General features: G+C 73.2%; 11 protein-coding genes. 6 read left to right on the top strand and 5 right to left on the bottom strand.

From position 1 onward, the window contains the following. Nucleotides 1-112: 112 nt before the first annotated feature. A complete protein-coding gene (locus KME75_RS35135; RefSeq protein ID WP_219419255.1) occupies nucleotides 113-1,408 on the bottom strand; it encodes a bifunctional o-acetylhomoserine/o-acetylserine sulfhydrylase in 1,296 nt (431 codons plus the stop codon). Between the two features lie 222 nt (nucleotides 1,409-1,630). Here KME75_RS35135 and yaaA point away from each other — a divergent pair, with 222 nt between their 5' ends. The 3 genes from yaaA (at nucleotide 1,631) to KME75_RS35120 (ending at nucleotide 5,251) form a co-directional block, all read left to right on the top strand. Beyond that, nucleotides 1,631-2,377, top strand: coding sequence for a peroxide stress protein YaaA (yaaA, locus tag KME75_RS35130; RefSeq protein ID WP_219419254.1), 747 nt, complete (start codon nucleotides 1,631-1,633; stop codon nucleotides 2,375-2,377). Nucleotides 2,378-2,645: 268 nt separating this feature from the next. Continuing rightward, the gene (locus KME75_RS35125; protein ID WP_219419253.1) at nucleotides 2,646-3,587 is read left to right on the top strand and encodes a serine protein kinase RIO; all 942 of its coding nucleotides are present in this window, start codon (nucleotides 2,646-2,648) and stop codon (nucleotides 3,585-3,587) included. A gap of 368 nt (nucleotides 3,588-3,955) precedes the next feature. Then, nucleotides 3,956-5,251 carry a DEAD/DEAH box helicase gene (locus tag KME75_RS35120; protein ID WP_219419252.1) on the top strand — a complete coding sequence of 432 codons (1,296 nt, stop codon included), beginning with the start codon at nucleotides 3,956-3,958 and terminating at the stop codon, nucleotides 5,249-5,251. A gap of 287 nt (nucleotides 5,252-5,538) precedes the next feature. On the opposite strand, the gene KME75_RS35115 is transcribed toward KME75_RS35120, so the two are convergent. From KME75_RS35115 to KME75_RS35100, 4 genes are all read right to left on the bottom strand, one after another. After that, entirely contained in the window at nucleotides 5,539-6,636 is a 1,098-nt protein-coding gene (locus KME75_RS35115; RefSeq protein ID WP_219419251.1) for a cysteine--tRNA ligase, read from the bottom strand. Nucleotides 6,637-6,640: 4 nt separating this feature from the next. Next, nucleotides 6,641-7,084 carry a LapA family protein gene (locus KME75_RS35110; RefSeq protein WP_219419250.1) on the bottom strand — a complete coding sequence of 148 codons (444 nt, stop codon included), beginning with the start codon at nucleotides 7,082-7,084 and terminating at the stop codon, nucleotides 6,641-6,643. A 125-nt stretch (nucleotides 7,085-7,209) separates the two neighbouring features. Continuing rightward, on the bottom strand, nucleotides 7,210-7,674 hold the full coding sequence (locus KME75_RS35105) for a GNAT family N-acetyltransferase (RefSeq protein ID WP_219419249.1): 465 nt from the start codon (nucleotides 7,672-7,674) through the stop codon (nucleotides 7,210-7,212). A gap of 158 nt (nucleotides 7,675-7,832) precedes the next feature. Next, nucleotides 7,833-8,264: a nuclear transport factor 2 family protein gene (locus tag KME75_RS35100; RefSeq protein ID WP_219419248.1), complete on the bottom strand. Its 432-nt coding sequence runs from the start codon at nucleotides 8,262-8,264 to the stop codon at nucleotides 7,833-7,835. 110 nt (nucleotides 8,265-8,374) lie between these two features. Between KME75_RS35100 and KME75_RS35095 the strand changes: the two genes are divergently transcribed. From KME75_RS35095 to KME75_RS35085, 3 genes are all read left to right on the top strand, one after another. After that, a complete protein-coding gene (locus KME75_RS35095) occupies nucleotides 8,375-9,430 on the top strand; it encodes a helix-turn-helix domain-containing protein (RefSeq protein ID WP_219419247.1) in 1,056 nt (351 codons plus the stop codon). Between the two features lie 203 nt (nucleotides 9,431-9,633). Next, nucleotides 9,634-11,007: a mycothione reductase gene (locus KME75_RS35090; protein ID WP_219419246.1), complete on the top strand. Its 1,374-nt coding sequence runs from the start codon at nucleotides 9,634-9,636 to the stop codon at nucleotides 11,005-11,007. 109 nt (nucleotides 11,008-11,116) lie between these two features. Beyond that, nucleotides 11,117-12,067: an acyl-CoA desaturase gene (locus KME75_RS35085; protein ID WP_219419245.1), complete on the top strand. Its 951-nt coding sequence runs from the start codon at nucleotides 11,117-11,119 to the stop codon at nucleotides 12,065-12,067. Nucleotides 12,068-12,295 lie beyond the last annotated feature (228 nt).

The following is a 12,295-nucleotide window of genomic DNA, read 5'->3' as shown; positions in this document are numbered from 1 at the left end:
CACCCGCTGCCTGCGGCCGGGGGAGTCCCCCTCCCGCCAGGCGCCGCTGGCGGGAGGGAGCTCGGGCGGCGCACTCAGGTCGCCGCCGATGGCCCGGGCGTGCAACCAGCCCTCACGCGCCCTTCGCGGCGCGGAAACCGGCCTCGAGGTCGGCCTTCAGGTCTTCGAGACCCTCCAGGCCCACCGAGAGGCGGACCAGACCGGGGCTCACCCCGGTGGCCAGCTGCTCCTCGCCGGAGAGCTGGCTGTGGGTGGTGCTGGCCGGGTGGATGACGAGGCTGCGCACGTCGCCGATGTTGGCCAGGTGGCTGTGCAGCTCGAGCGCGTCCACGAACTTCTTGCCCGCCTCCACACCGCCGGTGATCTCGAACGACACCACGGCGCCCGCACCGCGGGGCAGGTACTTCTGCGCGAGGCCGTGCCACTGGCTCGACGGCAGGCCCGCGTAGTGCACCTTCCCCACCTCGTCGCGCGCCTCCAGCCACTCGGCGAGCGCCTGGGCGTTCTGCACGTGGCGCTCCATCCGCAGCGACAGCGTCTCGATGCCCTGGATGAGCAGGAAGCTGTTCTGCGGGGCGATCGCCGGCCCGAGGTCGCGCAGCAGCTGCACGCGCAGCTTGATGATGTAGGACTGGGGGCCGAGCGCCTCCCAGTAGTTCAACCCGTGATAGCTCGGGTCCGGCGTGGTCAGCCCCGGGTAGCGGTCGGCGTGGTCGCCCCAGGCGAAGCGCCCGGAGTCGATGACGACGCCGCCGATGGCGGTGCCGTGCCCGCCGAGGAACTTCGTGGCCGAGTGCACCACGATGTCGGCGCCGTGCTCGATCGGCCGCAGCAGGTAGGGCGTGGGCACGGTGTTGTCGACGACCAGCGGCAGGCCCGCCTCGTGGGCGGTGTCGGCCAGCGCACGCACGTCGAGCACGTTGCCGCGGGGGTTGCCCAGCGTCTCGGCGTAGAACGCCTTGGTGTTCGGCCGCACGGCGGCGCGCCACGAGTCGAGGTCGTCCGGGTCGTCGACGAACGAGACCTCGATGCCCATCTTCGGGAACGTGTAGTGGAACAGGTTGTACGTGCCGCCGTAGAGCGACGAGCTCGACACGATGTGGTCGCCGGCCTCGGCGATGTTGAGCAGCGCGAGCGTCTGCGCCGCCTGTCCGGACGCGAACGCGACCGCGGCGATGCCGCCCTCCAGAGCAGCGACACGCTGCTCCAGCACGTCCTGTGTCGGGTTCATGATCCGCGTGTAGATGTTGCCCAGCTCGCTGAGCCCGAACAGCGCGGCGGCGTGGTCGGTGTCGCGGAACGTGTAGGACGTGGTCTGGTAGATCGGCGTCGCCCTGGCACCGGTGGTGGGGTCGGCCGTGGCGCCGGCGTGCACCTGCTTGGTCTCGAACGACCAGTTCTCGGACACGTTGCTCTCCTGGGGGATTTCGTGGGAACGGCGGGAGGGAGCCGCCGGGAACGAGTCAGCGACCCTGGCGACAGGACGCGCTCGCGATGGGCATGAGGTCGACGTGCCGACGCGCCACGAGGGAGATCACGCGGCGACGGTAGCCACGCGGTCACCGAGGCACAACAGCCGCCCGGGGTGTGGGCCCGACCGGGTGGGGAGGGCGGGGCTACCCTGCCGCGCGTGCTCGTGCTGTTGCCGCCGTCGGAGACCAAGCGCGACGGCGGGGACGGCCCGCCGCTGCGTCTGGAGGCGCTGTCGCACCCCGAGCTCGACCCCAGCCGCAAGGCGCTGGTCGACGAGCTCGTCGACCTGGCCGCGAACGTGACCGCGAGCCGCGCCGCGCTCGGGCTCTCCCCGAAGCAGGACGCCGAGGTCGCCCGCAACGCCGCACTGTGGGCCTCCCCGACGATGCCGGCGCTCCACCGCTACACGGGCGTGCTGTACGACGCCCTCGACGTCGGGTCCCTGCGCGGCGCCGCGGCGGCCAGGGCGAGCGCCCGCCTGGCAGTGGGCTCGGCGCTGTTCGGGCTGCTCCGCGCCGACGACCCGGTGCCGGCCTACCGGCTGTCGGCGGGCTCGGCGCTGCCCGGCGCCCCGACGCTGGCCGCCCGCTGGAAGCCCGTCCTGGAACCGGTCCTCGCCGCGCTCGCCGCCGAGGAGTTGGTCGTCGACCTGCGCTCGGGCTCGTACGCCGCGCTGGCCAAGGTGCCGGGGGCGGTGACGGCCACGGTGCTGTCCGAGCGCCCGGACGGCTCCCGGTCGGTGGTGAGCCACTTCAACAAGGCCCACAAGGGCAGGCTGGCGCGCGTGCTCGCCGGCAGCCGCGCCGAGCCCACGGACGCCGCAGGGGTCGCCGCGGTCGCCCGGCGCGCCGGCATGCGGGTGGAGCGGCGCGGCCCCGCCCTGGAGATCATCGTTCCGGCCTGAGCGCACACGGCAGCCAGTTCGTGCCGACTCGCCCGCCGTTCCGTGCCGACTCGCCCGCCACTGCGTGGCGACTCGCGGGCGGTGGCGTAAATGCCTTGTGTCGTTGCAACGGGCGCGGCATCGTTTCCGCGCAACCGCCGGTGCGCCGGCCCGATCGACGAGGAGGTGTGCGACGTGTCCATCACTGTCCTGGACGTGGTCCGCCCCCGTCCGATCGCCGCCTCGCGCTGACGCTGTCCGCGGGGCCACCGCTGCAGGAGACCCCGCGTTGCGCGAGTACGACTCGTTTCCCGAACCTTCCCGGAAGCGGCGGCGCCGCCGCTTCGACGACGAACCGCGCCACCTGCGCACCTGTCCCGACCTCGCCGCTCTCGACGAGCGCGCGGGTGCGGACCCCGACGGGCCGCCGGAAGGCGATCGCTGGTCCACCTGGACCGGCGCCGAGCACGGCCCGGACCCGCGCCCGCCGTGGGTGGTCACCGAGCATGCCGCGGTCGACACCGAGCTGGGCGTGTTGAAGACCGGCAAGGAGGCCGACGTCCACCTCGTCGAACGGGCGGTGCCCGGCACCGGGCGGCGCACGCTGCTGGCCGCGAAGCGGTACCGCACCGCGGAGCACCGCCTGTTCCACCGGGACGCCGGCTACCTCGAGGGCCGCAAGGTCCGCCGCTCCCGGGAGATGCGGGCCATGGCGAACCGCACCGCGTTCGGCCGGGACGTGCTGGCCGGTCGCTGGGCCGGGGCGGAGTTCGCCGCCCTCAGCAGGCTCTGGGCCGACGGGATCGCCGTGCCCTACCCCGTCCAGGCGCTGGGGACCGAGCTGCTGCTGGAGTTCGTCGGGTCACCGGACGGCGCGGCGGCCCCACGGCTCGCCCAGCTGCGTCCCGGCGCCGAGGAGCTGTGTGATCTCTGGCACCAGCTGGTCGACGCCCTGCTGGGGATGGCCCGCCACGGCCTCACCCACGGCGACCTGTCCGCCTACAACCTGCTCGTGCACGACGGCAGGCTCGTGCTCATCGACCTTCCGCAGGTCGTGGACGTGATCGGGAATCCGCAGGGGCCCGAGTTCCTCGCGCGCGACGTCCGGCGGATCGGCGAGTGGTTCGTCGCGCGCGGTCTGCCGCCCGAGGTGGGGCAGCCCGAGACGCTCCTCGAGGAGTTGCGCGTCACGGTGGGAATGCCCCCGGGGGCATCAACGTCGGACTGGTAAGCGCCCGAACGGCACCGTGTGGCCGAGCGGTCCGCTAGAATCGATCACGAGCGCCCGGCCGACACGGCCCTGAATCGGGCGCGCCCCGCAGTACCCATCAGGGCGCAACACCTGCGCCCGGGCTCGTCTCTGAGATCTCAGCTGCCGTCATCTCGGCACTGCTTCTCCGTGCGACGTGCCACGTCCCGGAGGTTCGCTTGTCTTTCCCGTCATCTTCTCGCCGTGCGCAATTCTCGGCGAACCCGCGGTCCCGTCGTTCCGACGGCGGCCGCCCCCGCTCCACCCGGAGCCGCTCCCGTGGCGCCGGCGCGCCCGTTCTCGCGGCCGCCGCACCCCCCGAGGTGCTGTGGACCGTCCCCGAGACGGGCATGCCGTCGTTCGCTGAGCTCGGGCTCCCCGAGCCGGTGGTCCGTGCGCTGGCCGCGAACGGCTTCACCGAGCCGTTCCCGATCCAGGCCGCGACCCTGCCGGACACCATCGCCGGGCGTGACCTGCTCGGCCGCGGCCAGACCGGCTCCGGCAAGACCCTGGCCTTCGGTCTCGCGCTGCTGTCCCGGCTCGCCGGCGGCCGGGCACAGGCGCGCGCTCCGCGCGGTCTCGTGCTGGTGCCCACCCGCGAGCTCGCCACGCAGGTCGTCGACGCGCTCGCTCCATTCGCGAAGGCGCTCGGCCTCACCACCACCTCGGTGGTGGGTGGCATGTCCTTCAACCGGCAGGCCGCCGAGCTGCAGCGCGGCATCGACCTGCTGGTCGCCACGCCGGGCCGTCTCACCGACCACACCACCCAGCGCACCTGCGATCTCTCGCAGGTCGCCGTCACCGCTATCGACGAGGCCGACCGGATGGCCGACATGGGGTTCCTGCCCCAGGTCCGCAAGATCCTCGATCTCACGCCGGGCGACGGGCAGCGGCTGCTGTTCTCCGCCACGCTCGACGGGGACGTCGGCACGCTGGTGCGGCAGTACCTCACCGACCCGGTCACGCGCTCGATCGCCTCGTCCACGGCGCAGGTGGAGACGATGGAGCACCACCTGCTGCACGTCGACGCCACGGCGAAGCCGCGGGTGGTGGCCGAGATCGCGGCGCGCGAGGGCCGCACGATCCTGTTCGTGCGCACCAAGCACGGCGTCGACCGGCTGGTGAAGCTGCTGCGCCGCGACGGCATCGCCGCGGGCGCGCTGCACGGCGGCAAGGCCCAGAACGCCCGCAACCGGGCGATCTCCGAGTTCAAGGAGGGGCGCACGCCCGTCCTGGTGGCCACCGACGTGGCCGCGCGCGGCATCCACATCGACGACGTCAGCCTCGTCGTGCACGTCGACCCGCCCGCCGACCCGAAGGACTACCTGCACCGGGCGGGCCGCACGGCCCGGGCGGGCGACTCGGGCACGGTCGTCACGATGGTGACGCCCACCGAGCGCCGCGACGTCGACCGGCTCACCCGCCTCGCGGGGGTCCGGGCCCACAACACCGAGGTGTTGCCGGGCGACGCGGATCTGGTGCGGATCACGGGAGCCCGGCAGCCGTCGGGCGTGCCGATCGTGGAGCCGCCCAAGCCTGCGCAGAACCCGCGCGGCAGCGGGCGCCGCTCCCGCGGCGCAGGGCAGGGCCGCGGCGGTCCCAGCCGTCGTCCCGGCGGGTCCCGGCGGCGCGACACCGCCGCCTGAGTATCCACCGGAGGGCCCGGCTCGCTGCGCGCGGGCCGGGCCCTTCGGCGTGCGCGGGTCGGCACACCGCGGCACGCGAGTCGGGGCCTGAAGGTGCGCGAGTCGGGGCCTGAAGGTGCGCGAGTCGGGCGCTGGACGCGATCGAGGGCGCTTCTGCAGAACCCCGGGTAGCCCGACTCGCGCACGCGTACGGCCCGACTCGCGCGCCCGTACGGCCCGACTCGCGCACGCGTACGCCCCGACTTGCGCGGCGGGGACGGGCGACTCGCGGAACGCGGCGGCCGGGGTCAGGTCAGGCCGAGGACCGACAGCGCCAGCCGTGCGGCCGCGCCGCCCGCCTCCTCCGCGACCGCGAGGGCCGCGGGCACGTCGAGGTCGTCGAGCAGCGCCGCCATGACGGCGCCGGCCGCCGCCGAGCCGTCGTCCCGCGCGCCCCGCGCCGCCGCCGAATACAGCCGCTCCAGCCGGGCGCCGGCCGCCGCGGGCGCATCGGGCGTGTAGTCCCACTCCTGGGCCCACAGGCGGTCCACCAGCAGCAGGCGCAGCGCCGCTGCCGGATGGTCGGCGGCGAGGTCGGACACCAGCACGAGGTTCCCCGTGGACTTGGCCATCTTGACCCCGCCCACCCGCACCGTGCCGACGTGCATCCAGGCGCGGGCGAACGGCCGGACGCCGGTCAGCGCCTCGGCCATGGCGGACTCGTAGGCGTGGTGCGGGAACCGCAGGTCGGCGCCCCCGGCGTGCAGGTCGAGCGCGGGGCCGAGGGTGGTCAGTGCCATCGCGGCGCACTCGGCGTGCCACCCGGGGCGGCCCTCGCCCCACGGGCTCGGCCAGGCCGCCTCACCCGGCTGCGCCTCCCGCCAGAGCGGCACGTCCGCCGGGTGCTCGGCGGCGTCGTGCCCGAAGTACTGCCCGAACTCGGACGCGAGGGCGCCCGCGGTGTGGAGGTCGAGCCCGGCCCGCGCGGGAACGTCCGCCCCGCGGAACCAGACGGTGCCGCCACGGCGGTAGGCGGCCCCCACCTCGAGCAGCGCCGCTGCCAGCGTGACGACCTGCGGCACGTGGGTGTGCGCGCGCGGCTCGTGCGCCGGCCGCCGCACCCCGAGTGCGCCCATGTCCTGGTCGAAGCGGAACTGCTGGACGGCGGCGAAGCTGTCGGGCCGGGCGCCGATCCGGGCCGCGGCCGCGTCCAGGACGTCGTCGACGTCCGTGACGTTGCGGCACACCTCGACCTCGACCCCGAGGTGGCGCAGGACGCGCGCGGCGACGTCGGCCCACACGAACGTGGCCGCGTGCCCGAGGTGGGTGGTGTCGTAGGGCGTGATGCCGCAGACGTACATTCGGGCGCGGCCGACCACCGGGAGCGGGCGGCCCGCGATCCGCATCACGTCAGTGGCGGCGCGCCGCGCGGCGCAGCTGCAGGATCCGCAACCCGCCGGGGATCGCGACGAGGAGCAGCCCGGCGATCGCGGCGAACAACAGCGCCACGCCGGTGGGCAGGGTGCCGGACAGGCCGAGGAAGTTGATCTGCACCGGCACGTTGTTCTGCAGGATGAAGATCAGCAGGAACAGCAGGACCAGCGCGGACAGGATGAGGGAGGTCCACAGGCCGCCCGTGCGGCTGCGGCCCACGGGGGTCGGCCGGGTGTGCTCGTCGTGGGTGGGCGCGCCCGGCGTCGGCACCGTGGGCCCCTCGGGGACCGGCCCGTCCGCCGGTCGCAGCGTCGGCTTCGTCGCCGGGTCGGCGTGCGGGTCCGCCGGACCGACCCGGCCGTGCGCGGGAACGTCCCGGTCGACCGGCCGTGCGGTGGCCCGCGTCGGGTCCTCCGTCATCTGCCTGCTCCCTCCCATCGGCACTCCGCTCGCGTGCGGCCTGCCCGTCCGCGAAGTATCCCGCAACCCGCCGTGCTGAACAGGACACGGCGCGTCAGGTACCGATCACGGTAGGGGGAGGTGGATCAGCGCCGTTCACGGCGCATCGGCACGTGCGCCACCCCGTCCCAGTCGTAGACGGGGCCGCTCGGGGCGAAGCCGAACCCGCGGTAGAAGTCGGCGAGGTGCTCCTGCGCGTCCAGCACGCACTCGGCGTCGCCGACCTCGGCCAGCGCCGCCTCCATCAACCGCTTGCCCAGCCCGCGGCCGCGCGCCGACCGCGCGGTGCACAGGCGCCCGATGCGGTACTCGCCGCCCCGCTCCTCGAGCAGCCGCAGGCACCCGAGCACCGGCTCGGGGTGCCCGTCGCCACCCAGCCAGTAGTGCCGGGTGCGCTCATCCAGGTCACGCCCGTCGAGCTCGGCGTACGGGCACGCCTGCTCGACGACGAAGACGTCGACCCGCAGCCGGAGGATCTCGTACAGGGTGCCGGTGCCGAGGTCGGCCGCCCAGGAACGGTGCACGGTGGCAGGCATCGCCTCGCTCGTCATCCCGCTTGCCTACCAGACGGGGTGAGGCGCGCCGACGCCGGCCGTGCGACTGGCCGTGCGACGCTGCCCCCGTTCTCGGCGACGGGCACCTGCGGCGGGTCGGGCCGCGTCCCGCGGACCATGAACGCGGTCTTCGCGCCCAGATGGCCCTGGCCACTTCACGTCACCTCGATGCCGAACATCTTCGCGCCGCGCTGGGTGTCCATGTACTCGCGGACCCTGCGGATCCGGCCGTCCTGCACCTCGAACACGAAGCAATAGTCGTTGTCGTAGAACCGGCCGTTGGCGAGCGTGGCGCACATCCGCTCCTCGACGACGACCGTGTCGCCCTCGGCGATGACCGCCCGGAACCCAACAGTCACGTCGGCGGCGAACACGGCGGGGAACTCCACGGCCAGGAACCGGACGATCCTCTCCCGGCCGATCAGATGGTGCATTCCGTCGAGGGCGCGCGCGGTCGCATTGTCGGGTGGCGCGAGCCATTCCGCGTCAGCGGTGAAGACATCAGCGATTCTGGCCGGATCCCGGCTCCCGAACGCCTTCCACGCTTGCAGGACCACGTCCTTGCTGGTGCTCGTCTGCTTGTCCACCCGAAGACCGTGACACGTGGAAACACGCGGATCGCGCCATATCCGGACGAGCCGCGCGACTGTCCGGATCTGTCTGGTCCACGGGTCGCCTCGAACCCCAGAATGCTCACGTGGCGGCGATCCACGGTGTAGTCACCACCGGCATCTACTGCGTCCCGTCGTGCGCCGGACGCCCACGGCGCGAGAACGTGCGGCCGTTCGAGTCTGCGGCAGGCGCTGAAGCCGCCGGCTTTCGGGCCTGTCACCGATGCCGGCCGTATCGCGCGGAACCGCCGGCAGGCGCAGCGTCCGCCCTGGTGTGTCGTGCCGTCGAACTCGTCGCGGCCGGCGCACTGGACGAGGGCGGGGAAGCCGCGCTGGCCGCACGTCTCGGCGTCTCGGCTCGCCACCTGCGCCGCATGTTCGTCGATCAGATCGGCGCCTCACCCGATCAGCTCGCCCGCTCGCGGCGGGCGCACTTCGCCCGACGCCTGCTCGACGACACCGACCTGGCGGTCTCGCACGTCGCCTTCGCTGCCGGGTTCGGGAGCCTGCGCCAGTTCAACCGGCAGATGGCCTTCACGTTCCGCGCCACGCCGCGAGAGTTGCGGCGACGGCGGCGGCGTGCTGACCGGCTCGTCGCCGACGGCGGCCTCGCTTTGCGAGTGCCCCTGGCCGAACCGGTGGACTTCGATCGGCTTCTGCGGCGCCTCGCTGAGACCGCGGTCCCGGGGTTGGAGGCGCTCTGCGCGACCCGCTATCGCAGGATGGTGACCCTCGGCCCGGACCCGGGCGTGATCGAGATCGGCGAGGGAGGGCGGGATCACGTGCTGCTCATCGCGCACCTACCCCGACTGGAGGGGTTGATCCACGTCGTGGACCAGGTGCGTCGATTGGTGGGCGGCCGGTCCGGGTACGACCCGTACGAGGACGCCGTCCGCGCGATCATCGCCCGCAGCGTCGGCCCATCGGCTGTGTCGCTCCACCTGAGCCGGGTCGTGAGGCAGTACGGCACGCCAGTGGCCGGACTGCAGCCGTTCGGGCTGAGCCACACCTTTCCCCTGCCGGCGATCCTCGCGCGCGCCGACCTCCTTGCAGCCGGTCTGGACCCAACCCTCGCCCAGGCACTCCAGGACCACGCAGCTCACTCGGAAGGCCAGGCAACGGCGCCGTCGCCGACCAGATGACCACCTGCCGTTGCCGTACCAGGTCCAATCTCGGCAGGGCTCAGCAGGACGTCGAGAACCTGTCGACCGCCGCAGACCATCGGTGAGGAGGACGAGCAACGTCGACCATCGGTGCTTCTCCGTGGCGTCCACCAACACGTTCGGCCATGAGCCCGGACGCCGGCGGTCGCCCCTGATCACGGCAGACGGCCTAGTCTCAGGGGGTGCGCCACCACGATCTGGTCGTCATCGGTACCGGCTCCGGTAACTCGATCATCGACAGCCGCTTCGACCACCTCGACGTGGCCATCGTCGAACACGGGGTGTTCGGCGGCACCTGCCTGAACGTCGGCTGTATCCCCACCAAGATGTACGTCTACCCCGCCGACCTCGCCGAGGGCATCCGCCACGCCGGCCGGTACGGCATCGACGCGTCCGTCGACAAGGTGCGCTGGAGCGACATCCGCGACCGCGTCTTCGGCCGGATCGACCCGATCTCCTCCGGTGGGCGCGAGTACCGGGTGACCCGCTCCCCCAACGTCACCGTCTACGAGGGGCACGGCCGTTTCACCGGGCACAAGGAGCTCGCGGTCGAGCGCAGCGACGGCTCCGGCACCGACGCGTTCACCGCGGAGCGGGTCGTGATCGCCGCCGGCAGCCGCCCTGTCGTCCCGGAGCCGGTCGCCGCCTCGGGAGTCCCGTTCCACACCTCCGACACCGTGATGCGGATCGACTCCCTGCCCGAGCACGTCGTCATCGTCGGCAGCGGCTACATCGGTGCGGAGTTCGCGCACGTGTTCTCCGCGCTGGGCGCCCAGGTGTCGATCATCGGGCGGAGCAGCCTCCTGCGGACCCAGGACGAGACGGTCTGCGAGCGGTTCAGCGCCGTCGCGCACGAGCGGTGGGACGTCCACCTCGGCCACGAGGTCGCACGGGTGAGCGGCGACGCGCGCGAGGTGGCCGTCGAGCTGACGGACGGCACCACGGTGGGCGGCGACCTGCTGCTCGTCGCCACGGGCCGGGTGCCGGGCGGCGACCGGCTCGACCTGCACCGCACGGGTGTGCCCACCCACGCCGACGGGCGTGTGGTGGTGGACGACCAGCAGCGCACACCCGTCGACGGGATCTTCGCCCTCGGCGACGTCAGCTCGCCGTTCCAGCTCAAGCACGTGGCGAACCACGAGTCGAAGGTCGTGGCCCACAACCTCCTGCACCCCGACACCCCGCGGCGAACCGACCACCGGTTCGTGCCCGCCGCCGTGTTCACGGACCCGCAGATCGCTGCGGTAGGCCTGACCGAGGCCGAGTGCCGCGCCGCCGGCCTGGACTACACCGCGAAGGTGCAGGCCTACGGCGACGTCGCGTACGGCTGGGCGATGGAGGACGTCACCGGCTTCTGCAAGGTGCTCGCCGAGCGCGGCACCGGCCGGATCCTCGGCGCCCACGTGATGGGACCGCAGGCCTCCACGGTGATCCAGCCGCTGATCCAGGCGATGTCGTTCGGGCTCGGCGCGCACGAGATGGCGGCCGGGCAGTACTGGATCCACCCGGCGCTGCCGGAGGTCGTCGAGAACGCGCTGCTGGGCCTCGATCTGTAGGCCGGCCTGTCGGGGGTACCACCCCGAGTGTGGTGTCGTCGGGCACCGATCGCCTGGTAGACACCACAGGAGTAAGGCGACCCTTTCCTCGAGTCCGGAGTGCGTGTCCATGACCGTTGCCGACAGCCCGGCCCGCCCGGCCGGCCCGCCCGCGGGCAAGCCGATCCTCGACGGCAGGCGCGGGCTCGCGCCACACATCGCCGTCTACGTGTTCGTGATCGTCCCGCTGCTGGCCCTGCTGGCCGCCGTCCCGTTCGCCTGGGGGTGGGGGCTGGGCTGGACCGACGTCGTGCTGGCGCTGGTGTTCTACGTGATCAGCGGGCTGGGCGTCACCGTCGGCTACCACCGCTACTTCACGCACGGCTCGTTCAAGGCGAAGCGGCCGCTGCGCGTGGCGCTGGCGCTGGCAGGCAGCCTCGCCATGCAGGGCTCGGTGATCAAGTGGGTGGCTGACCACCGCCGCCACCACGCGTTCTCCGACAAGGAGGGCGATCCGCACTCGCCGTGGCTGTTCGGCACCGGCCCCACGGCACTCGCCAAGGGGTTCTGGCACTCCCACATGGGATGGCTGTTCGACCGCGACCAGACCAACGAGGAGCGCTTCACCCCCGACCTGCTGCGCGACCGCGACATCGTCACGGTCGACAAGCTGTTCGTCCTGTTGTCGGTGCTCACGCTGCTGCTGCCCGCGGCCCTCGGCGGACTGATCACCTGGTCGTGGTGGGGCGCGGTCACCGCGTTGTTCTGGGCAGGCCTCGTGCGGGTGGCATTGCTGCACCACGTCACCTGGTCGATCAACTCGATCTGCCACATGATCGGCGACCAGCCGTTCGCCGCCCGCGACCACTCCCGCAACGTCTGGCCCCTGGCCGTGCTGTCGTTCGGGGAGTCCTGGCACAACCTCCACCACGCCGACCCCACCTGCGCCCGCCACGGCGTGCAACGCGGGCAGGTCGACATCTCGGCCAGGGTGATCTGGGCCTTCGAGAAGCTCGGCTGGGCCCACGCCGTGCGGTGGCCGACGCAGCGGCGGCTGGAGAAGTTGGCGCGGGCAGCCTGACCGTTCGCGCGGCCCCGGGTCAGGGCTGTCACCGGGGGACGCACGAACGCTGACCGCGGACCTGCCGAGCCGGCTGCATGATCGCCGTTTCGGGACCCGGGGACCGCGCCCACCGCCGCGCCCGCGCCCGGACCGCCGATCACCGCGCCGGCGCCGGGATGGTTCAGCTCGCCGGGCGCTCCTCCCCGACGGCGGGAAGCCCGTCGGACGCCTCCGCCGGCCGGCGAG

The sequence above is a fragment of the Pseudonocardia nigra genome, from assembly GCF_019396355.1.
Classification (GTDB): Bacteria; Actinomycetota; Actinomycetes; order Mycobacteriales; family Pseudonocardiaceae; genus Pseudonocardia; species Pseudonocardia nigra.
Note: the sequence above shows the minus strand (reverse complement) of the source record. Positions and strands in the feature narration are given on the sequence as shown.

Excerpts from the sequence above, each read along its gene's own strand:
- KME75_RS35120 (WP_219419252.1), top strand. The coding sequence starts at position 3,956 with ATGCCGTCGTTCGCTGAGCTCGGGCTCCCCGAGCCGGTGGTCCGTGCG.
- KME75_RS35115 (WP_219419251.1), bottom strand. The coding sequence starts at position 6,636 with ATGCGGATCGCGGGCCGCCCGCTCCCGGTGGTCGGCCGCGCCCGAATG.
- KME75_RS35110 (WP_219419250.1), bottom strand. The coding sequence starts at position 7,084 with ATGACGGAGGACCCGACGCGGGCCACCGCACGGCCGGTCGACCGGGAC.
- KME75_RS35105 (WP_219419249.1), bottom strand. The coding sequence starts at position 7,674 with ATGACGAGCGAGGCGATGCCTGCCACCGTGCACCGTTCCTGGGCGGCC.
- KME75_RS35085 (WP_219419245.1), top strand. The coding sequence starts at position 11,117 with ATGACCGTTGCCGACAGCCCGGCCCGCCCGGCCGGCCCGCCCGCGGGC.